This window comes from Bradyrhizobium sp. USDA 3256 (genome assembly GCF_054058275.1).
In genome coordinates, this window is the sequence record NZ_JBSSAE010000002.1 from 1412621 (window position 1) to 1431378 (window position 18758).

An 18758-nucleotide genomic window follows, 5' to 3' on the forward strand; every position below is an offset into this window, starting at 1 on the left:
TGGATCAGTAGGTCGTGCCGCCGCCGCCCTGCAGCGCCATCTGCGGCTTGTAGGGCGAGTCGCCGTGCTTCGGCTCCAGCACCACGACGATGGTGCCGAGCTTGACGCGGTTGTAGAGGTCGATGACGTCCTCGTTGGTCATGCGGATGCAGCCCGAGGAGATCGACGCGCCGATATATTCCGGCTGGTTGGTGCCGTGGATGCGGAACAGCGTGTCCTTGCCGCCCGAATAGAGATACATCGCGCGCGAGCCCATCGGATTGTCCGGGCCCGGGGCCACGAAAGTCGGGACGCCGAGGCGCGAGATTTCGCCGGGGGTCGGGTGCCAAGCCGGCCATTCGGTCATGCTGCCGACCTTGGCGATGCCGGACCAGGCCATGGCTTCCTCGCCGACGGTGATGCCATAGCGGATCGCCTTGCCGTCGTTCAGCACGTAATAGAGGTAATGGTTGTCGGAATCGACCACGATCGAGCCGGGGGCTTCCTTGCGGTGGTACTCGACGATGGCGCGGCGGAACGGTTCAGCGACCGGTGTCTTGACGTAGGTGGTCTTGGCCAGGAGTTCCTTGTCACGCGGCTTGAAGTTCGCGGTGTTGGTTGCCTCATAGGTTGTGGCCTGCATGCAGCCCGACAACATCAGGCCCGCGGCCAGAATCCCGAAGGTAACTTTGAGCGACGACATGATTACATTCCAATCGAAAATCCGCGCCCGAAAGCGCCACTATTACGCCCCAAACGCCACGATTCCATTAGCGGCATTATTGCCGAAACGTGCCATTATTCCCAGACTTTAGATGCCTTTCCCGCATCGCGGGACGCTGTCTGTGGCTTTTTTGCCGCAACTGTTCTGGCGCCGGGTTGGTTTTTGTGCAAACAGGCAACGGTCGACGAGTCGGCGTCACGTCGCTGCCGCCTGGCCGCCACAAGTATGGATGCCCGGTTAATACCCCGGTCATGAAGCGCCCCCCAGAATCGCGCTAAGTCGGCGGGTCCTGCCAGCCCTGTTTCGTGGAGTTCGTGATGCTGTCGGTGTTCGTTCCGTCCGAGTTTTCGCTCAAGAAGGCCACGGCGACCGACCTCGGCGCGCTGCCCGAGGGAGCGGTCTGGGTCGATCTGGTGAATCCGACGGTAGAGGAGGACCGGGCGGTCGAGAAGCTCGCGGGGATCGCGGTGCCGACCCGGGAAGACATGCAGGAGATCGAGATCTCCAGCCGGCTCTATATCGAGAACAGCGCGCGCTACATGACCGCGACGCTGATGTGCCAGTCCGACACCGACATGCCGCGCACCACGGCGGTCACCTTCATCCTCACCGGTCATCGGCTGGTGACGGTGCGCTACGACTTGCCGAAGCCGTTCGCGCTGGTCGAGAACAAGCTGGCGCGCGCCTGTTCCCCCGGCATCACCGGGGAGCAGGTGCTGATGGAACTGCTGGACGCGGTGATCGACCGTTGCGCCGACATTCTGGAGCGCTGCGGGGCCGATATCGACCAGGTGTCCCACGACATCTTCGAGCCGGAGAGCGAGCGCCACGGCCACGCCAAGCAATATTCGCAGATCCTGATCGCAATCGGCCGCAAGGGCGACCTGACCTCGAAGGTTCGCGAAAGCCTGGTCTCGATCGGCCGCCTCGTCACCTTCCTCTCCGCGGTGGTCGAGGGCGTGAAATGGTCCAAGGACATGCGCGAGCAGCTCAAGACCATGCAGCGTGACGTGGCCTCACTGACCGACCACGCCTCCTATCTCTCCAACAAGATCACCTTCGTGCTCGACGCCATGCTCGGCGTGGTCAATCTGGAACAGAACAACATCATCAAGCTGTTCTCGGTGATGGCGGTGGTCTTGATGCCGCCGACGCTGATCGCCTCGATCTACGGCATGAATTTCAAGATGATGCCGGAACTCGAATGGACGCACGGCTATCCGTTCGCGCTGGTGCTGATGCTGATCGCGGCTGTCGTGCCGTACTGGATCTTCAAGTGGAAGAAGTGGCTGTAAGCCGGTTCCACGCGTCGCGTTTTGGGACGCGCTTCCTGCCTTATTTCCTCTGCTAAAATTTGAGCGTTGCGCTGAACGTTTGGGCGAAACTTGTCTGCGATAACGCCCGCCTCGAAGCCGGAGGACAGCAATGGTTGAGAAGATCATAACGCCACGGCGTAACGTCATCGACTTTGCGCGCTATCAACAGGACCGCGCAGCAGGCAAGGTGCAGGCGATCTCGCCGAGACTTTGCCGTTACTGTGGCGCTGCGTTGCTGGATGGCGAGGACGAAGACGAATGCTCCAGCGCGCTGAACGACGTCGCGCTGCGGCAGCCCGAGAAGAAGAAGTCGCGTCGGTTTTACGCAGACTAGAGGCCGAAGCCTCGGAGGCAGAAGCCTCGTTTGCGTTTGTTACGCCTGCAAGTGAAGCAATCCCAATGACGGCCGCGGCGGCGGCCGGGATCGCCTCAAAACTTCCCTCCCCGAAATACGGCTCTTCCCAAGCTCAGACGTGCTGACCACCGTTGATGTGGATTTCCGCACCGTTCACGTAAGAGCTGGTCTCCGTGCAGAGAACGTAGATGATCTTGGCGACCTCGTCCGGCGTGCCGAGGCGGTGCATCGGTATCTGCTGGTCGACGATCTTCTCGGTGCCCGGCGACAGGATCGAGGTATCGATCTCGCCCGGCGCGATCGCGTTGACGCGGACGCCGACGCGACCGAAGTCCGATGCCATCTCGCGCGTCAGCGCCGCGAGCGCGGCCTTCGACGTCGCATAGGCCGCGCCGGCAAACGGATGCACGCGCGAGCCGGCGATCGAGGTGACGTTCACCACCGCGCCCTTGGCGTGTTTCAACTCCTCGATCAGCCCGCGCGCGATCATGATCGGTGCGAAGAAGTTAACGTGGAAAACGTGGGTCCATGTCTCGATGTCGGTGTCCATGGTGCCGAGCCGGCCGCCGCCCGCAGCCTTCGGCGAGATCGCGGCGTTGTTGACCAGCGCGTGCAGTTCATCGTTCTCGAGCCGCCTGCGGATCTCGGAGATCGCGCGCACGGTGTCGTCATGGCTGCCGAGGTCGACCTCGATGTGGTCTTCCGGCCCGGCGCCCCACGGGCAGACCTCGGGAAACGCGTGCCGCGACAGGGTGATGACGCGCCAGCCGGCGGACGAGAACCGGATCGCGGTGGCATGGCCGATGCCGCGGCTTGCGCCGGTCAGGAGCAGCGTGCGCCGCGGTGCATTGGATGGGTGGGGCATCGACGGTTTCTTTCGTTTTCGTCATGCGCGGCGGCGTGCCGGGCATTCACGCCTTCGAACGACTTGGGATGACTTGGGATCAGACGTCGATGGCCGGGTCATCTTACACGAAGACGCGCTCCGCGCTTTCGCCCCGCCATGACGGTCGCAGCCTTCAGGGATAGAGCCGCACCTTCGACCAGGCGCTGCCGGCGCCGTCGCGGCGGAATTCGATGCGATCGTGCAGGCGGTACGGGCGGTCGTGCCAGAACTCGAAGCGCTGCGGCGTGATCCGCCAGCCGCTCCAGCCCGGCGGCCGCGGCACCTCGCCGATGACGTATTTCGCACCGGTCTTGGCGATCGCCTGCTCGAAGGCGAAGCGGCTCTCCAGCGGCTGCGACTGCTTGCTGGCCCAGGCGCCGATCTGGGCCTGCTTCGGCCTGGTGGCGAAATAGGCGTCGGCCTCGGCATCGGTCACCGGCGTGACCGGCCCGCGGATGCGCACCTGGCGGCGCAGTGATTTCCAGTGGAAGAGTAAAGCGGCTTTAGGATTTGCGGCCAATTCGCGGCCCTTGGCGCTCGCGATGTGGCTGTAGAACACGAAGCCGTCGGCATCGAAGCCCTTCATCAGCACCATCCGCACGTCGGGCAAACCGTCGGGATCGACGGTCGCAAGCGCCATCGCGTTCGGATCGTTCGGCTCGGACTTGACCGCCTCCGCAAACCATTCGGCGAACAGGGCGAACGGCTCCTCCGCCGCGGTGAAATCACCCGATGTTAACGGTGTCGGGTGTTTGATGGAGGTCGTGTCGGTCATGTCAGGAGTCCCGATTTGCATCCGCCCGCGTCTGAAAGCGCGTTACTAGCCCTATATAGGGCATGGGGGCGCGTTGGCCTATCGGCGATCCACCCCGCAGGCGCGGTGGTGACATTGATCCTGATCGGCGTCGGCGCAAGCGGCTGCAGCCTGTCGCGCAGCGACGCCTTCGCCAAGCTGGACGACAAGGATGTGACGGGCTCGATCAGCCCGACCCAGGTCAATGCGGTGATGCCGACCGACACCGATCTCGCCTTCGCCCGCAATGCCGCCTCCGACGTGCTGACCAAGGGCGACAAGGATTCCAGCCAGCCCTGGGAAAATCCTGAAACCGGCGCGCGCGGCTCGGTGACGCCGCTGGCCCAGGCCTATTCGGGCGAGGACGGCAAGACGTGCCGGGATTTCCTTGCCAGCTACGTCAATGGAGCCACCGAGAGCTGGCTGCAGGGTGCCGCATGCAAGGCTGGACAAGGGCGGTGGGAAATCCATAGCCTGAAGCCCTGGAGAAAATCCTGAGAATTCCGGCGAAGCCGGGCTAAGTTGCAAAAATGCCACTGAGCCCCCATATGAAGGCGAAGTGGGCCCGGACGGGTTCCCGGCCAGGACTGATTTTTCCCGTGAAGGAGACGTGACGGATGCGCGACCCCTATGAGGTCTTGGGGGTGCAGCGGAGCGCCAGCGCTGCGACGATCAAGAGCGCCTATCGCAAGCTCGCCAAGAAGCATCACCCTGATAACAACAAGAACGACCCGAAGGCGGCGGCCCGCTTTGCGGAGATCAACACGGCCAACGAGATCGTCGGCGACGAGGACAAGCGCAAGCAGTTCGACCGCGGCGAGATCGATGCCGAAGGCAAGCCGCGCTTCCAGGGCTTCCCTGGCGGCGGCGCCGCCGGCGGTCGCGCCGGTCCGGGTGGCTTCGAGTACAGTTTCCGCTCCGGGCCCGGCGGCGGCATGGGCGGCGGCAGCTTCGAGGACATCCTCAACAGCATGTTCGGCAATGCGGCTCGCGGCGGTGGCGGCCGCGCGGGCCGGGCCAGTCCGTTCGAGTTTGACGGCGGCGGGGTCGGTGTCGACCTCGATCTTTCGGTCGCCATGACGGTGTCGCTGGAGGAATCGGTCAGGGGCGGCGATAAGCGCGTCCGCCTGCCGACCGGCCGCGAGCTCAATGTCAAGATTCCGCCCGGGGTTGCTGCGGGTCAGCAGATCCGGCTGAAGGGGCAGGGCGAGACCGCGCAAGGCCATCCGCCCGGCGATCTCCTGATCACGATCTCGATCGCGCCGCACCCGTTCTTCAAGGTCGACGGCAACGACCTCAGGATCGACCTGCCCATCACCCTCTACGAGGCGGTGCTTGGCGGCAAGGTCCGCGTGCCGACGCTCGGCAGCGCGGTCGAACTCTCGATCCCGAAGAACACCTCGAGCGGCCGCACCTTCCGCCTCAAGGGCAAGGGGCTGTCGAAGGCGGGCGCCGTCGGCGATCTCTACGTCACGACCCGCATCATCCTTCCCGACGGGAACGATGCCGAGCTTGAGGCATTGATGCAGACGTGGGGGGATCGAAAACCCTACAATCCGCGTAGCGATCTCGGCTGACCGCCGAGAGCGTGCCCCAAAAGACGCGAAGACGCGAAACTGCAACTACCCCGGACTCTATCGGGGTAGACGCGGGCATTGCGGGCGCGTCAAAAGATGACCGGCCGCCGGAAGTCCCATCTGCGGCGTGCGGATGGGACGGCGGAAAGGAGTGCGGCCTCGAGAGGGGGACCAGCGCGGTACACAAAACCCCAATCGAGGCCGCGTGCGCCGATCGGCGGATCGGGCGCGGATCATCTTCGCGTGAGCATCCGGTGCGATAATGAGACGCGTCGATGACGCGAATCGAAGTTTTCGATGTCGGAATTGGGACACTGAGTGAGGCTGGATTCACTTACTCGAAATGACGCAATTTCGACGGCCTGATCTTCCGTAAATTTACCGGAGATCAGCCGCCGCTCTTCTCCATCTGATCGTAGACGGCCTGCGCGACCTGGGTCAGGCGCGTGCGATCGGTGCCGCCGCTGACGACATAGGCGACCCCCCGATCCGCCCAGAACAGCGCGCCGTCGCTGCCCTGCACGGCATAGCGCATCTGGGTCGCCTCGGTCTTCACCTTGGCGGTGTAGACCGTGAACCGCTCACCCGACGTGCTCTCATACATCAGAAACGACGCCGGGCCGCTCGGTCCGGGCAGCAGGCGGCCGCCGACCAGCTTCAGCCCAGTCAGCTCCGGCGCGCGGACGTCCCAGCCGCAGCGCTTGGTCAGCCATTGCTGCAGGTGGTCGCGCTCGCTGCCGGGCACCTCGACGGGATGCCGGACCTCGACCACGTAGAGCCGATGCGCATCGAGTGCATCGACCGTGAAGCTCTGGAAGGCCGACGGCGTCGCCGAGGCGCCGCGCGCGATCCAGCCGGCGCCGCCACCGGCGACGAAGGCCATGACCGTCGCCGCTACCGCGCCATAGACCCAGCGGCGCGGCTGGCGCACCAGCCGCTCGAGCTCGAGCCGTTTCGGCACCGCCTCGTCCAGCACGGTGTCGTAGCGCGCATGCAGTGTCTCGGCCATCGCACGCCATGACTGCACCCGCGCCGCGTCGTCGGGATGTGCGGCAAGCCACGCCTCGACATCGCCGCGGCGTTCGGCCGGCAGCTCATTGTCGACGTAAGCGTGCAGCTCGTCTTCGGTGACGGGAATGTTCGGGTCGGTCATATCAGTGGTCTCTGCCAAATCTTGTTCGAAAATCGTTCATGCATAACGCCGGCCATCGCGCACATTATCATTTCACCCGCCGGAGCGCCGGGCGCTGGCCCTCGATCGAAGCCCGGACATGGGCGCGGGCGCGGGCGAGGCGGGACATCACCGTGCCGATCGGCACGCCCTGGATGTCGGCGACCTGCCGGTAGCTCATGCCCTCCAGCATCACCAGCAGCAGCACCGAGCGTTGCTCCTCGACCAGCGTCGACAGCGCGCGCTCGATGTCGCGTCCCTCGGCCTCGGTGCCGCTGGCGTCGGCATTGTTGTCGAGCAGCGGCACGAACGCCGGCCGCCGCGCCAGCGAGCGCCGGCGGTTCTTGTTCAGATTGGTCAGGATCGTGTAGAGCCAGCTCCTGACGTCGCCGCCGAGAAACAGCCGCTCCGAGCGCAGCGCCCGCACCAGCGTATCCTGCACCAGATCGTCGGCGATATCAGTGTCACGCGCCAGCGCGCGAGCATAGCGACGCAGCGCCGGTATCATGGCTTCGACACTTTGACGAAACGCGGTCATGCATCCCAGTCTTCGATGGTCTCGGCGATAGCCGCCTTGTCCAACATAACACCCTTACGGCGTGGCTATTCCGTCTGCGCCGATCTGCGCGCATACCGCCCAAGCTGCGGCCGATTTGGGCTTGTCGCCAGCCGAAGTGCTGGTGTACCTCCGATCCGAAAAAATTCGAAGCGTGGAAGCCTTGAGGCGGCCGACCTCTCGCGCAGCAGGGACCAGCCGTTACGGGAATGCCGGTACCGACGATTTATTACATCCGCCACGGCGAGACCTCGTGGAACGCCGAAGGCCGGCTCCAGGGCGTGCAGGACATCGCCCTCAATGAGCGCGGCCGCGCCCAGGCGGCGCATGCCGGGCGCATCCTCGCTGATCTCCTGGCGCGCGACGGCCGCGACAAGACGACGGTGCCGTTCGTCGCAAGCCCGCTGATCCGGGCGCGGGCGACCATGGAGCTGGTGCGCGCCGAGCTCGGCCTTGCGCCCGGCGACTACACCCTCGACGCGCGGCTGCGCGAGATCGGCTACGGGACGTGGGAGGGCTCGACCCTGGCGCAGGCGCAGGCTGCGGACCCCGCGCTGTATGCCCGCCGCCTGGCCGAGAAGTGGACGGTGTCGCCGGCCGGCGGCGAGAGCTATGTCGACGTCCAGGTGCGGATGACCGACTGGTATCGCTCGGTGACGGAAGACACGGTCGCGGTTGCCCATGGCGGTACGGCGCGGGCGCTGATGGTGGCGCTCGGCTTCGAGACGCCGGCCTCGGCCGCCGAGCTCTATATCGAGCAGGGGGCGGTCTACGTGTTCGGTGAGCAGGGGCTGCGCAAATATAGCTAAGCATCCCGTCATTCCGGGGCGATGCGGAGCATCGAACCCGGAATCTCGAGATTCCGGGTTCGCCCTTCGGGCGCCCCGGAATGACAGCCTGGCTGTTTGACCCCGCTGCTTCCGCGCGTTACGACACGCCATGTCCTTCAATACTTTCGGCCATATGTTCCGCGTCACGACCTTCGGCGAGAGCCATGGGGTCGCGATCGGCTGCGTCGTCGACGGCTGCCCGCCGCTGATCCCCCTGACCGTGGAGGAGATTCAGCACGACCTCGACCGCCGCCGCCCCGGCCAGTCGCGCTTCACCACTCAGCGCCAGGAACCGGATGCGGTGAAGATCCTGTCCGGCGTGATGGCGCATCCGGAGAGCGGCGCGCAGGTGACGACCGGCACGCCGATCGCGCTGCTGATCGAGAACACCGATCAGCGTTCGAAGGATTATTCCGAGATCAAGGACAAGTTCCGGCCCGGCCATGCCGACTTCACCTATGAAGCGAAATACGGCCTGCGCGATTATCGCGGCGGCGGACGCTCCTCCGCGCGCGAGACCGCGACCCGCGTCGCGGCCGGTGCGATCGCGCGCAAGGTGCTGCCCGAGGTGAAGGTGCGCGGCGCGCTGGTGCAGATGGGGCCGCACAAGATCGACCGCGAGAAGTGGGACTGGGACGAGATTGCGAACAACCCGTTCTTCTGTCCCGACAAGGACAAGGCGGCGTTCTTCGAGAGCTATCTCGACGGCATCAGGAAGAGCGGCTCCTCGATCGGCGCCGTCATCGAGGTCGTCGCTGAGGGCGTGCCGGCCGGGCTCGGCGCGCCGATCTACGCCAAACTCGACAGCGACCTGGCGGCGGCGATGATGAGCATCAACGCGGTCAAGGGCGTCGAGATCGGCGCCGGCTTCAGCGCCGCCGAATTGTCGGGCGAGGAGAATGCCGACGAGATGCGGACCGGCAACAACGGAACGCGTTTCCTGTCCAACCATGCCGGCGGCGTCCTCGGCGGCATCTCGACCGGGCAGCCGGTGGTGGTGCGCTTTGCGGTCAAGCCGACCTCCTCGATTCTGACCACGCGCCGGACCGTGGACCGCAAGGGCGCGGATACCGACATCCTGACCAAGGGCCGCCACGACCCCTGCGTCGGCATCCGGGCGGTCCCGGTCGGCGAGGCCATGATGGCCTGCGTGCTGGCTGATCATTTTCTGCGCGACCGCGGGCAGACCGGGCGCTGATCCCCTATATAGTGGCGGTCGCCAGACCGCCCTGGGGGAATGCCATGAACGCGTCGGAGCTTCGGGACATCATCGAGTGGATGATCGGCGGCGCGCGGTCGGCGCCGACCCCGCCGCAGATGATGGCGGAATGCTGCGAGCGGCTGGTGCGGGCCGGATTGCCGCTGTGGCGCATCGGCGTCTTCGTGCGCACGCTGCATCCGGAGATCTATGGCCGCCATTTCTTCTGGAAGCCGGGTAGCGAAGTCGAAACCGGCACCGTCGATCACAACATCCTGGACTCCCCGGACTTTGCCGTCAGCCCGCTGTCGATCGTGTTCAGGCAGGGCGTTGAAGTACGCGCGCGGCTCGACGACCCCGCGAGCAAACGCTTTCCCATTGTCGTGGACCTGCAGGCCGAGGGCGTCACCGACTACATCGCGATGCCGCTGGTTTACACCGACGGCTTCGTCAATGCCTCGAGCTGGACCACCAGGCAGCCGGGCGGCTTCACCGAGGAGCAGCTCGATGCGATCCGCTCGATCACCGTGCCGCTGGCGCGCTACATCGAGATCGTGACGCTGCGCCGCACCGCGTCGCTGTTGCTCGACACCTATGTCGGCAACCGTGCCGGCGAGCGCATCATGGGCGGCCAGATCCGGCGCGGCCATGCCGATACGATGGATGCCGCGATCTGGCTGTCGGACCTGCGCGGCTTCACCGCGCTGTCGGACCGCTTGCCGGCCGAGACTGTCGTGGAGATCCTCAACCTCTATTTCGATTGCCAGGTCACTGCGATCCGCGACCATGGCGGCGAGGTGCTCAAATTCATGGGCGACGGCCTGCTCGCGGTGTTCCCGGTCGACGAATATCTCGGCGACGAGGTGCAGGTCTGCTCACGTGTGCTGGAGGCCGCGCGCGCGTCCCGCGCCGGCGTCGAGGCGCTGCAATTCGCCAATGGCGATGCCATTGAACGCTTCCGTTTCGGCCTCGCCCTGCATCTCGGGCGCGTGCTCTACGGCAATATCGGCGGCGGCAACCGGCTCGACTTCACCTGCATCGGTCCGGCGGTCAATCTTGCCGCGCGGCTGGAGAAGATCGCCGGCCGTCTCGGCCGCACCGTGGTGGCCTCGGAGCGCTTCGCCGGCATCAGCGACGGCGGCTGGAGCGATCTCGGCGAGTTTCCGATCGCGGGATTTGCCAAGGCCGAACGGGTCTACGGCCTGTTCGACGAGGCGCCGGTCGCTGCTGCGAGCTAGCCGCCGCGGGCGTAAGACTGCTTCAGGCCAAAGGTCAGGATCGACAGCGTGATCCACAGCCGCAGCATGGCGAAGCCGAAGATGAAGACGACGTAGATCAGGTTCTTGAGCGGCTGGTCCACCATCGAGATTTGCCAGAAGTGCCAGATCGCGGTGCGCACAAGCGCCTGCCCGTAGCCCAGCGCAACGTTGAGCGTGCCCAGCACGAGCACCGCCGCGCCAAGCCAGAGCGCGTGCCGGCCAAGGTCCTTGACGGCGGCAAACAGCGCGACGCGGCCGCCATTGCCTTCCGCATTGACGATGATCAGCAGCACCAGCGCCGCGATCGCCGCACTCCAGAACCGGCCGAGATGGGTGACCTGATCGAAGGCCATGCCGTCGAGGCCCGACAACAGATACGGTGCAAACGACGAGAAGCCGATCGCGGCGGTGCCGAGTGACGCCACGATCATCACGAGCACGATCCGCCACAGGATCGACAGCGACAGTCTGATCTGCTCGGCCAGCGTCAATTCGCCAAGCGATGATCGGCCTCCGGAAGCCTGGATCGACTCCCGTGCCGTCGCGAAGAAGGCGAGCAGCACGCAAGCGTTGGCCAGCGCCAGCGCGGGCACGATCAGGCCGAGATTGCCGTAGCCGACGATCCGCAGCGCCGCCGCCATGATGAGCCAGGGCAGGGCGGGCAACGGGCGAAATGGCCCGAACGAGGTCTCCGGGCGAGTCTTCCGCAGGGACAGTTGTTGGCGCAGCGCGACGGACATGCCGCGTTCATGCCATGCGGTCCCTAAAGCACCGGTCGCCGCGATCGCTAAAATTCGCGGCAAGGCCAGCGGCAATCCGGCACTGGCGCGCTATTCCTCGGGCTCGGTGGTGAACAGCAGAGGATAGCCCTTGGCGCGGCCGGCGTCGGTAGCGCGCGTCGCCTTGGTCTCGGCGACGTCCCTGGTGAAGACTGCGACGACGCAGACGCCGCGCTGGTGCGCGGTCAGCATCACCTTGTAGGCCTGGTCGTCGGTCATGCGGAATTCACCCTTCAGCACGGTGACGACGAATTCGCGCGGCGTGTAGTCGTCGTTGACCAGGATCACCTTGTGCAGGCGCGGCCGCTCGACCTTGGTCTTGGTCCTGGTTTTCGGCTTGACGACGGTATCCGGCATCGCACTCCCTCGCGATTGCCCCGTAAGAATACCGTCTTCAGGCGCGCCTTGGAACCGTTCGATTTGCACGGCGTCATTGCGGCAACGGCACGGCGCGCGTCGCCGCATTCGAGACAAGCGAAGTCTGACTTGAGTGTGGGCGTCTAACCTGAATGTGAAGGACAGCTGATATCTGCGCTTTTCGCCGCCTGAATTGCGTGTCACCATGACACTCATACGACGGGAGGGCCGCAATGCGCTGGTATGTCTCGATCGGAGCGGTGCTTGTCGCGGGCATGTTGGCCAGCGGCGATGTGGCCGGTGTTGCCGCGCCCGGCCCGGGAACCCAGCCCGGCCATCGCCTGGCTGAAAAGGAATCCACACCGAGCGTCGACATCGAGTTGATCATCGCGGTCGACGTTTCCTATTCGATGGATATGGACGAGCTTGCGATCCAGCGCGAGGGCTATGCGCAGGCGATCGTCTCCAAGGATTTCCTGCAGGCGCTGAAGGCCGGTCCGAACGGCAAGATCTCGATCACCTATTTCGAATGGGCCGCCTCCAACGATCAGAAGATCATCATCCCCTGGCGGGTGATCGACGGCCCTGAATCCGCCGATGCGGTCGCCGCCGAAATTATGAAGACGCCGGTGCGCCGCGCCTCGCGCACGTCGATCTCCGGCGCGATCTATTTCGCGATCCCGATGTTCGACGAGAATCCGCATCGCGGCCTGCGCCGCGTGATCGATATTTCCGGCGACGGGCCCAACAACAACGGCACGCCGATCACGCCCGCGCGCGACGCGGCGCTTGACAAGGGCATCGTCATCAACGGGCTGCCGATCATGGTGAAGGAACCGTCCTACTCGACGATGGATATCGAGAATCTCGACTATTACTACGAGGACTGCGTGATCGGCGGACCGGGCTCCTTCGTGGTGACGATCAAGGATCGTGAGAAGTTCAAGGAGGCGATCCGCACCAAGCTGCTGCTCGAAGTCGCCGGCCGCACCCCCGAGCGCCCGATTATGCGGACCGCCGACAAGGAGCCGCGGGTCAATTGCCTGATCGGCGAGAAGATCTGGCAGGACCGCTGGGGGCGGTAGCGATCATGGAAATCTCGCAGGATGGGTAGAGCGCAGCGAAACCCATCAATTCATATCCGCGGCGCGAATGATGGGTTTCGCTGCGCTCTACCCATCCTGCGGTTCTAACTCGCCCTACAGATCTTCTGGAGCTCACTCTCTATCGCGCGCAGCATCTGCAACGCGGCGGCGTGCTCGGCCGCGCCGATCTGTTGCCATATTTGCGCGACACGTCCAGACAGTTCGCGAACCGTCACCGGAAAATTCGCGGCCTGTGCCAGCGCGCCCTTTTCGTTGATCAGATACGCCCCGTTCAGCGCAAACAGCACCTGCGCGATGCAGGCCAGCGCGCGATAGGCGCAGCCGGCGATATGCGTGCTGTCGCCGCGCGGCAAGGCGAGCTCGGCATTCTCGATGCTGAACTGGGCTTCCCATTGAAAGCGCCGCACCAACGCATCGCGCAGGGCCGGCGGGTAGGGCACGGTCCTCGCCTTCAGCGCCGCGACGAGGCCGTCGGGATCGTGCAGCGCACGGCACAGCGCGACCTCGCCCATCCAGATCGCCGAGCAGAAGCCGTGCGGATGGCCGGGCTGATAGTGCATGCTGATCTCGCCGTTCCGGCAAGCATCGATGACAGCGGAGACCCGATCGATGCTGCGGTAGAGCAGGTCGACCTTGCGGCCGTCGATCGTGAGCCAGGCACCGCCGACGATCCACGGTCCCCATTCGCCGACCGGCGTAACATGCGCAACAGCGGGATCGTCGACCAGACCCGTTACAGCTTCGCGCAACCGATCGATATCCGGCGCGGTGCCATCCCGATAGTAGAGGCCGATATCGGTGTCGGAGGTGTCATGCGCGGTGCCGCGCGCCCGCGAGCCGCCGAGCACGATGGCGGCGACGCCTGGTACGGCGGCGAGAACGGAAATGATGCGTGCGAGCAGCGGATCGTCGGACATGGAGCGCAGACTATAGCGAGACTGCCCGCGCTCAGCGATAGTCGCTGCGTCCTGTCAGCGCGCGAACCGCGCCACCAGCTCGACATGGGGGGTGTGGCGGAACTGATCGACCGGCGTGACATCCGCGATCTTGTAGCCGCCGTCGATCAGGATCTTCGCGTCGCGCGCAAACGTTGCGGCGTTGCAGGACACCGCGACGATCACCGGCACCTTGCTCGTCGCCAGCTGGGTGACCTGCGCCTGCGCGCCCTGCCGCGGCGGATCGAACACGACGGCGTCATAGTCGCGCAATTCCTGCGGCATCAGGGGACGGCGGAACAGGTCGCGGGCCTCGGCCTTGAGCGGCTTCAGCCCCGGCGTCGATTGCGCGGCCTTCTGTAGCGCGGTGATCGCACCCGTGTCGCTGTCGAAGGCCGCGATCCGCGCCTTCTCCGCGAGGCGCAGCGCGAACGGACCGACGCCGCAAAACAGGTCGGCGATATGCTTGGCGCGTCCGCAATGCGCGCGAACCAGCGCGGCCAGTGCCTCCTCGCCCTGGACGGTCGCCTGCAGGAACGAGCCGGGCGGCAGCACGACCTTCGCCTTTCCGATCGCAATCTCGGGAGAGGCACGCTGCAGCACCAGCTCGCCGTGGCGTGTCAGCCGCGCCAGCCGGTGCTTCTCCGCGACGCGCGACAAAGTGGTGATCAGGCTGGTTGGCAGCGCGCCGGAGCCGCGCACGTCGATGTCGAGGCCGTTGACGGTTGCGGTCACCTGGATGTCCAGCGGCTTGCCGGTCGCGATCAGCGGCTCGGCTGTGGCCCAGGCCGCCTCGAGCGCGCCGTCGAGCGCAGGATCGAGGATCGGGCAGCGATCGACCGGGATGATGTCGTGCGAACCTGCCGCGGCGTAGCCGACCTTGAGGACCTCATGGCTGCCCATGCGGCCGTGCAACGTGATGCGGCGACGGCCCGCGCCATGGGCATCGATCAGCGCAGCGACTTCCGCCGCAATCTTCGCCTGCGCCAGCGTCTCGACCACGATGTTGCGCTTCCAGGCGTGGTAGGGCGCATCGTTCCAGTGCTGGATCGCGCAGCCGCCGCAGACCCCGAAATGCGGACAGAACGGTACGATGCGCTCGGGGCTTTCCTGCACGACCCGCAGCAGCCGCCGCCGGTCGGGATGGTTGCCCGGGACGTCGTCGACCTCGACCATTTCGCCGGCCAGCGCATAGGGCACAAAGATCGATTGCGATCCCTCGATCGCGACGCCGTCGCCGCGGTGGCCGACATGGTCGATGGTAAGAAGCTCAGCCACGGCGCGCGCCGAGGAAGAATTCGATATTGCCGTCGCCGCCCGAGATCGAGGACGGGAACACCTGAATGTCGGTGCAGCCCTGCGAGGCGGCAAAGGCGGCGATGTCGTCGCAGATCTCCTGGTGCACCATCGCGTTGCGGATGACGCCGCGCTTGGAGTGTTTGCGCGCCGCCTCGAATTGCGGCTTGATCAGTGCCAAAAGATGCATCGGGGCTGCCGCCAGCGACAGCGCCACCGGCAGCACCAGCTTCAGCGAGATGAAGCTGACGTCGATCACCACGATGTCGGGCCGCGCCGGCAGGCGCTTGCCCTCGAAACTCCTGATGTCGGTCGCCTCCATGGAGACGATCTTCGGATGTCCCTGCAGCGAGGGATGCAACTGGCCATGGCCGACATCGATGGCGAACACGAGACTTGCGCCGTTGGCGAGCAGCACTTCGGTAAAGCCGCCGGTCGAGGCGCCGACATCGAGGCAGACATGGCCCTCGACGTCGATCGGATAGTGCTCGAGCGCGCCGGCGAGCTTGACGCCGCCGCGCGAGACATAGGGATGCGCCGGTTCCGCCGAGAGTGCCGCGCCCGGTGCGACGATCTCGGACGCCTTCGCGATTTGCTTGCCGTCGGCGGTGACGAGGCCGGCGTCGATGGCGGCGCGCGCCCGCGCCCGGCTTTCGAACAGGCCGCGTTCCACCAGCAGCACGTCGATGCGCTTGCCGGGGGATGCGTCGTTGTCGTTGTCGCCCGCTCTGGTCACTTCGCCGCCTGCCGGCGCTGCGCGGCAGCGAGCCGCACGCACGCCTCGAAGGAGGTGAGGTCGTGCCAGAGGTCGGCCGACGGCTCGCGCGGGGTCACCAGCGGGCTGCCGTGCAGGTCGAGCGCGTGCATCATCATCAGATTATCCGGTAATCCAAACTCTTCCACCGTCAGCCCCTCCGCATCGATCAGGCGTCCGTCGGATGCCGGCACGACCTGACTGAGCCGCGCCACGCGATTGGCGTAGGACGTGGGATCGTTGGAATAGGCGAGACACAGTTTGTCGCGTCCCGCCATGTAGCCGAGTTCGTAAACCGTGCCTGCGTCGGCACTGGGGCCGCGAAACGGCGTCAAGTTGGCGATGATGGCGTCGGCAGACTCCATCATCGCCTCGTTGCTCTTGAAGATGGTGAGCGAGGCGCCGGCGGCGGTGGGATCGATGCTGTTATCGAGCGGATACAGCCCGGTCAGCCCGTGATAGGCGCAAACCTCCGCCTTGCGGCGGCCGATCTCCACGGCATCCGGCAGGAACACGTCAGGACCTGCCAGATAGATCTTCATGGACTTGCCGGGGCTGGTGCGTTTTCGAGCGAGAACCTGGAGCTTCGGTTCTGATTGATTCAATCAGAACCGAAAATGCTCCAGTGAGCGCCGCCCGCAGCGATCAGGCGAGCTTGACGGTCTCGGTCTTGTAGTCCTTGCCGAGGGTTTCGAACACCTTGGCAACGATGCTCTTGGCGTCGAGACCGGCGCGGGCATACATCGCCGCCGGCGTGTCGTGGTCGAGGAACACGTCGGGCAGGATCATCGAGCGGAACTTGAGCATGCCGCTGTCGAGCATGGCGTTGTCCGACAGGAACTGCATGACATGCGAGCCGAAGCCGCCGATCGAGCCTTCCTCGATCGTGATCAGGATCTCATGGTCGCGGGCGAGCTTCATGATCATTTCTTCGTCGAGCGGCTTCATGAAGCGCGCGTCGGCGATCGTGGCGGAGAGGCCGTGCGCCGCGAGCTCGTCGGCCGCCTTCTCGCACTCGGCGAGACGGGTGCCGAACGACAGCAGCGCGACCTTCTTGCCCTCGCGGATGATGCGGCCCTTGCCGACTTCCAGGGCAACGCCGACTTCCGGCATCTCGATGCCGCGGCCTTCGCCGCGCGGATAGCGCAGCGCGCTTGGACGATCGTTGATCGCAACCTGCGTCGCCACCATGTGGACCAGTTCCGCCTCGTCGGCGGCGGCCATGATCACCATGTTCGGCAGACAGCCGAGATACGCATTGTCGAACGAACCCGCGTGCGTCGCGCCGTCGGCGCCGACCAGGCCGGCACGGTCGATCGCGAAGCGGACCGGAAGGCTCTGGATCGCGACGTCATGGACCACCTGGTCATAGCCGCGCTGCAGGAAGGTCGAGTAGATCGCGCAGAACGGCTTGTAGCCTTCGGTGGCGAGGCCGGCGGCGAAGGTCACCGCGTGCTGTTCGGCAATGCCGACGTCGAAGGTGCGGTCCGGGAACGCCTTGTTGAAAATATCGACTCCGGTGCCCGACGGCATCGCCGCGGTGATGGCGACGATCTTGTCGTCCTTCTCGGCTTCCTTGACGAGGCTCTGGCCGAACACGTTCTGGTAGGCCGGCGCATTCGGCTTGGCCTTGGCCTGGGTGCCGGTCGCGACGTCGAACTTGACCACGGCGTGGTACTTGTCGGCGGAGGCTTCGGCCGGGCCGTAGCCCTTGCCCTTCTGGGTCACGACGTGAACCAGGATCGGGCCGGTCTCCATGTCGCGGACGTTCTTCAGCACCGGCAGCAGATGGTCCAGATTGTGACCGTCGATCGGGCCGACATAGTAGAAGCCGAGTTCCTCGAACAGCGTGCCGCCGTCCATCATGAAGCCGCGGGAATATTCCTCGACGCGGTTGGCGCGGTTGGCGAGGATCTTCGGCAGCCGCTTGTTGATCTGCTTGGCGGCCTCGCGCAGCGAGCGGTAGGTCTTGCCGGAGTAGAGACGCGACAGATAGGCGCTCATCGCGCCGACCGGCGGCGCGATCGACATGTCATTGTCGTTGAGGATCACGATCAGGCGGGAGTTCATTGCGCCGGCGTTGTTCATCGCCTCATAGGCCATGCCCGCCGACATCGCGCCGTCACCGATCACGGCGATAACGTTGTTCTTGCCGCCGGAGAGATCGCGCGCCACGGCCATGCCGAGGCCGGCCGAGATCGAGGTCGAGGAGTGCGCGGCGCCGAACGGATCGTAGTCGCTTTCGGTGCGCTTGGTGAAGCCGGAGAGGCCGCCGCCGGTGCGCAGCGTGCGGATGCGGTCGCGGCGTCCGGTCAGGATCTTGTGCGGGTAGGCCTGGTGGCCGACGTCCCAGATCAGGCGGTCGCGCGGGGTGTCGAAGATGTAGTGGATGGCGGTGGTCAGTTCGACCACGCCGAGGCCGGCGCCGAAATGGCCGCCGGTCACCGACACCGCGTCGATGGTTTCCTGGCGCAGCTCGTCGGCAACCTGCTGCACCTGCTCGACCTTCAGCTTGCGCAGGTCATCCGGCGTGTGAATAGTGTCAAGAAGCGGCGTCTTACTAAATGTGGTCACAGCGAATTTCCAATTTTTGCCTGTCGGAACGAACCGCCCGACGCGAGATGGGATGGCGCGCACACCGCGCAGCGAATGCCAGACACTGGGTGCCGCCCCGGCAGGCCGGTGCCTGGTTGTAAGCCTAGATTCACTCCGGATTGGACCACGTGATATGCATCACCTTGGTCGCTCTTCACCCGTCCCGGTTCAGTTTTGTCGAACCATTTGAGATGCATGCCGCCCGAAAAGTCGGGCTGCCCGCCACTCTCAAATGCCCATAGAACTGGAAGCATTACACCAAAGCCGCAGCCAAAGCCAACCCGATAGGGGG

Annotated in this window: 20 protein-coding genes; 8 read left to right on the forward strand and 12 right to left on the reverse strand. The window is 65.3% G+C overall.

Annotated features, from left to right (window positions below; translation table 11 throughout):
• Positions 1-4: 4 nt before the first annotated feature.
• The gene (locus ACVWY5_RS08390) at positions 5-682 is read right to left on the reverse strand and encodes a L,D-transpeptidase (RefSeq protein ID WP_018270352.1); all 678 of its coding nucleotides are present in this window, start codon (positions 680-682) and stop codon (positions 5-7) included.
• 338 nt (positions 683-1020) lie between these two features.
• Here ACVWY5_RS08390 and ACVWY5_RS08395 point away from each other — a divergent pair, with 338 nt between their 5' ends.
• Positions 1021-1998 (forward strand): magnesium transporter CorA family protein, encoded by a 978-nt coding sequence (locus ACVWY5_RS08395; protein ID WP_028334510.1) that lies wholly within the window; start codon positions 1021-1023, stop codon positions 1996-1998.
• Between the two features lie 130 nt (positions 1999-2128).
• The gene (locus tag ACVWY5_RS08400) at positions 2129-2353 is read left to right on the forward strand and encodes a hypothetical protein (protein ID WP_028334509.1); all 225 of its coding nucleotides are present in this window, start codon (positions 2129-2131) and stop codon (positions 2351-2353) included.
• 133 nt (positions 2354-2486) lie between these two features.
• On the opposite strand, the gene ACVWY5_RS08405 is transcribed toward ACVWY5_RS08400, so the two are convergent.
• Together ACVWY5_RS08405 and pdxH are read right to left on the reverse strand one after the other, a co-directional pair.
• Positions 2487-3239 (reverse strand): SDR family NAD(P)-dependent oxidoreductase, encoded by a 753-nt coding sequence (locus ACVWY5_RS08405; protein ID WP_018270354.1) that lies wholly within the window; start codon positions 3237-3239, stop codon positions 2487-2489.
• A 154-nt stretch (positions 3240-3393) separates the two neighbouring features.
• Positions 3394-4035 (reverse strand): pyridoxamine 5'-phosphate oxidase, encoded by a 642-nt coding sequence (pdxH, locus tag ACVWY5_RS08410; RefSeq protein WP_018270355.1) that lies wholly within the window; start codon positions 4033-4035, stop codon positions 3394-3396.
• Positions 4036-4143: 108 nt separating this feature from the next.
• Between pdxH and ACVWY5_RS08415 the strand changes: the two genes are divergently transcribed.
• Together ACVWY5_RS08415 and ACVWY5_RS08420 are read left to right on the forward strand one after the other, a co-directional pair.
• Positions 4144-4551, forward strand: coding sequence for an RT0821/Lpp0805 family surface protein (locus ACVWY5_RS08415; protein ID WP_028334508.1), 408 nt, complete (start codon positions 4144-4146; stop codon positions 4549-4551).
• A 119-nt stretch (positions 4552-4670) separates the two neighbouring features.
• On the forward strand, positions 4671-5630 hold the full coding sequence (locus ACVWY5_RS08420) for a J domain-containing protein (protein WP_028334507.1): 960 nt from the start codon (positions 4671-4673) through the stop codon (positions 5628-5630).
• 388 nt (positions 5631-6018) lie between these two features.
• On the opposite strand, the gene ACVWY5_RS08425 is transcribed toward ACVWY5_RS08420, so the two are convergent.
• Together ACVWY5_RS08425 and ACVWY5_RS08430 are read right to left on the reverse strand one after the other, a co-directional pair.
• Positions 6019-6783 (reverse strand): anti-sigma factor family protein, encoded by a 765-nt coding sequence (locus ACVWY5_RS08425; protein WP_028334506.1) that lies wholly within the window; start codon positions 6781-6783, stop codon positions 6019-6021.
• Between the two features lie 67 nt (positions 6784-6850).
• On the reverse strand, positions 6851-7339 hold the full coding sequence (locus ACVWY5_RS08430; protein ID WP_028334505.1) for a sigma-70 family RNA polymerase sigma factor: 489 nt from the start codon (positions 7337-7339) through the stop codon (positions 6851-6853).
• Positions 7340-7566: 227 nt separating this feature from the next.
• Here ACVWY5_RS08430 and ACVWY5_RS08435 point away from each other — a divergent pair, with 227 nt between their 5' ends.
• From ACVWY5_RS08435 to ACVWY5_RS08445, 3 genes are all read left to right on the forward strand, one after another.
• Positions 7567-8166 (forward strand): histidine phosphatase family protein, encoded by a 600-nt coding sequence (locus ACVWY5_RS08435; RefSeq protein ID WP_028334504.1) that lies wholly within the window; start codon positions 7567-7569, stop codon positions 8164-8166.
• Between the two features lie 130 nt (positions 8167-8296).
• A complete protein-coding gene (gene aroC, locus ACVWY5_RS08440; RefSeq protein WP_028334503.1) occupies positions 8297-9385 on the forward strand; it encodes a chorismate synthase in 1089 nt (362 codons plus the stop codon).
• Positions 9386-9429: 44 nt separating this feature from the next.
• On the forward strand, positions 9430-10623 hold the full coding sequence (locus ACVWY5_RS08445; RefSeq protein ID WP_028334502.1) for an adenylate/guanylate cyclase domain-containing protein: 1194 nt from the start codon (positions 9430-9432) through the stop codon (positions 10621-10623).
• Here ACVWY5_RS08445 and ACVWY5_RS08450 read toward each other — a convergent pair.
• Positions 10620-11384, reverse strand: coding sequence for a hypothetical protein (locus tag ACVWY5_RS08450; RefSeq protein WP_321176834.1), 765 nt, complete (start codon positions 11382-11384; stop codon positions 10620-10622). The genes ACVWY5_RS08445 and ACVWY5_RS08450 overlap by 4 nt on opposite strands.
• A gap of 90 nt (positions 11385-11474) precedes the next feature.
• Positions 11475-11780 (reverse strand): ATP-dependent Clp protease adapter ClpS, encoded by a 306-nt coding sequence (clpS, locus tag ACVWY5_RS08455; RefSeq protein ID WP_021076758.1) that lies wholly within the window; start codon positions 11778-11780, stop codon positions 11475-11477.
• A 233-nt stretch (positions 11781-12013) separates the two neighbouring features.
• Between clpS and ACVWY5_RS08460 the strand changes: the two genes are divergently transcribed.
• Positions 12014-12865 carry a DUF1194 domain-containing protein gene (locus tag ACVWY5_RS08460; protein ID WP_028334500.1) on the forward strand — a complete coding sequence of 284 codons (852 nt, stop codon included), beginning with the start codon at positions 12014-12016 and terminating at the stop codon, positions 12863-12865.
• 104 nt (positions 12866-12969) lie between these two features.
• Here ACVWY5_RS08460 and ACVWY5_RS08465 read toward each other — a convergent pair whose 3' ends face one another.
• From ACVWY5_RS08465 to dxs, 5 genes are all read right to left on the reverse strand, one after another.
• Positions 12970-13803 (reverse strand): nucleotidyltransferase domain-containing protein, encoded by an 834-nt coding sequence (locus tag ACVWY5_RS08465; RefSeq protein WP_028334499.1) that lies wholly within the window; start codon positions 13801-13803, stop codon positions 12970-12972.
• A 54-nt stretch (positions 13804-13857) separates the two neighbouring features.
• Positions 13858-15099 (reverse strand): methyltransferase, encoded by a 1242-nt coding sequence (locus ACVWY5_RS08470; RefSeq protein ID WP_028334498.1) that lies wholly within the window; start codon positions 15097-15099, stop codon positions 13858-13860.
• Entirely contained in the window at positions 15092-15853 is a 762-nt protein-coding gene (locus ACVWY5_RS08475) for a TlyA family rRNA (cytidine-2'-O)-methyltransferase (RefSeq protein WP_028334497.1), read from the reverse strand. The genes ACVWY5_RS08470 and ACVWY5_RS08475 overlap by 8 nt, the downstream gene beginning before the upstream one ends.
• Positions 15850-16413 (reverse strand): nucleoside 2-deoxyribosyltransferase, encoded by a 564-nt coding sequence (locus tag ACVWY5_RS08480; RefSeq protein ID WP_028334496.1) that lies wholly within the window; start codon positions 16411-16413, stop codon positions 15850-15852. The genes ACVWY5_RS08475 and ACVWY5_RS08480 overlap by 4 nt, the downstream gene beginning before the upstream one ends.
• 103 nt (positions 16414-16516) lie before the next feature.
• The gene (dxs, locus tag ACVWY5_RS08485) at positions 16517-18445 is read right to left on the reverse strand and encodes a 1-deoxy-D-xylulose-5-phosphate synthase (protein WP_028334495.1); all 1929 of its coding nucleotides are present in this window, start codon (positions 18443-18445) and stop codon (positions 16517-16519) included.
• Between the last annotated feature and the right edge of the window lie 313 nt (positions 18446-18758).

Bases quoted from the DNA above. Each gene is read 5' to 3' on its own strand.
- ACVWY5_RS08390 (WP_018270352.1), bottom strand. From the start codon at position 682: ATGTCGTCGCTCAAAGTTACCTTCGGGATTCTGGCCGCGGGCCTGATG.
- ACVWY5_RS08420 (WP_028334507.1), top strand. From the start codon at position 4,671: ATGCGCGACCCCTATGAGGTCTTGGGGGTGCAGCGGAGCGCCAGCGCT.
- ACVWY5_RS08400 (WP_028334509.1), top strand. From the start codon at position 2,129: ATGGTTGAGAAGATCATAACGCCACGGCGTAACGTCATCGACTTTGCG.
- pdxH (WP_018270355.1), bottom strand. From the start codon at position 4,035: ATGACCGACACGACCTCCATCAAACACCCGACACCGTTAACATCGGGT.
- ACVWY5_RS08445 (WP_028334502.1), top strand. From the start codon at position 9,430: ATGAACGCGTCGGAGCTTCGGGACATCATCGAGTGGATGATCGGCGGC.
- ACVWY5_RS08395 (WP_028334510.1), top strand. From the start codon at position 1,021: ATGCTGTCGGTGTTCGTTCCGTCCGAGTTTTCGCTCAAGAAGGCCACG.
- ACVWY5_RS08405 (WP_018270354.1), bottom strand. From the start codon at position 3,239: ATGCCCCACCCATCCAATGCACCGCGGCGCACGCTGCTCCTGACCGGC.
- ACVWY5_RS08460 (WP_028334500.1), top strand. From the start codon at position 12,014: ATGCGCTGGTATGTCTCGATCGGAGCGGTGCTTGTCGCGGGCATGTTG.
- ACVWY5_RS08450 (WP_321176834.1), bottom strand. From the start codon at position 11,384: ATGTCCGTCGCGCTGCGCCAACAACTGTCCCTGCGGAAGACTCGCCCG.
- ACVWY5_RS08425 (WP_028334506.1), bottom strand. From the start codon at position 6,783: ATGACCGACCCGAACATTCCCGTCACCGAAGACGAGCTGCACGCTTAC.
- clpS (WP_021076758.1), bottom strand. From the start codon at position 11,780: ATGCCGGATACCGTCGTCAAGCCGAAAACCAGGACCAAGACCAAGGTC.
- ACVWY5_RS08435 (WP_028334504.1), top strand. From the start codon at position 7,567: ATGCCGGTACCGACGATTTATTACATCCGCCACGGCGAGACCTCGTGG.
- ACVWY5_RS08480 (WP_028334496.1), bottom strand. From the start codon at position 16,413: ATGAAGATCTATCTGGCAGGTCCTGACGTGTTCCTGCCGGATGCCGTG.
- aroC (WP_028334503.1), top strand. From the start codon at position 8,297: ATGTCCTTCAATACTTTCGGCCATATGTTCCGCGTCACGACCTTCGGC.
- ACVWY5_RS08430 (WP_028334505.1), bottom strand. From the start codon at position 7,339: ATGACCGCGTTTCGTCAAAGTGTCGAAGCCATGATACCGGCGCTGCGT.
- ACVWY5_RS08465 (WP_028334499.1), bottom strand. From the start codon at position 13,803: ATGTCCGACGATCCGCTGCTCGCACGCATCATTTCCGTTCTCGCCGCC.